This window comes from Paracoccus sp. S4493 (assembly GCF_000967735.1).
In the GTDB taxonomy this organism is placed as follows: domain Bacteria; phylum Pseudomonadota; class Alphaproteobacteria; order Rhodobacterales; family Rhodobacteraceae; genus Paracoccus; species Paracoccus marcusii.
This window is the reverse complement of the sequence record NZ_JXYF01000375.1, coordinates 1-539: the sequence shown is the minus strand read 5'-3', so window position 1 is coordinate 539 and position 539 is coordinate 1. Positions and strand designations below refer to the sequence as shown.

1 pseudogene is annotated in these 539 nt (G+C 68.3%); it reads right to left on the bottom strand.

What is annotated here, in order from left to right:
• A pseudogene (locus TW83_RS17835) lies at nucleotides 1-495 on the bottom strand (phosphoglucosamine mutase); the annotation flags it as partial.
• Between the last annotated feature and the right edge of the window lie 44 nt (nucleotides 496-539).

Genomic DNA, 539 nt, shown 5'->3' with positions numbered 1-539 from the left:
GGTCTTGGCATATTCCATGTAGCGGCCCCGACCGTCGTCGATCCGCTTGGCCCGGCCGATGCTGGCCGGGGCGACGGGGTCCAGCGCGCCCGCGACAAGCGCCTCGATCTCGGCCTCGGCCTCGTCGGACAGCTTGAAGCCGTCGGGACCGAAGAACTTGATGCCGTTGTCCTCGGCCGGGTTGTGACTGGCCGAGATCATGATCCCCAGATCGGCCCGCATCGACCGCGTCAGGAACCCGACAGCCGGCGTCGGCACCGGGCCCAGCAGCAGCACGTTCATGCCCGTGCTAGTCAACCCCGCTGTCAGCGCGTTTTCCAACATGTACCCCGACAGGCGCGTGTCCTTGCCGATCACCACGCGGTGCCGGTTGCGCCCGTCGCGGCGAAAGTAACGGCCGGCGGCGGCGCCAAGGCGCAGCGCCATCTCGGCGGTCATCGGATAGGTGTTGGCGCGCCCGCGGACCCCGTCGGTGCCGAAAAGCTTCCTGCTCATGTCCCTGCCTTCCCGTTCTTGTTGAGGGCCGCGATCAGGCGCAG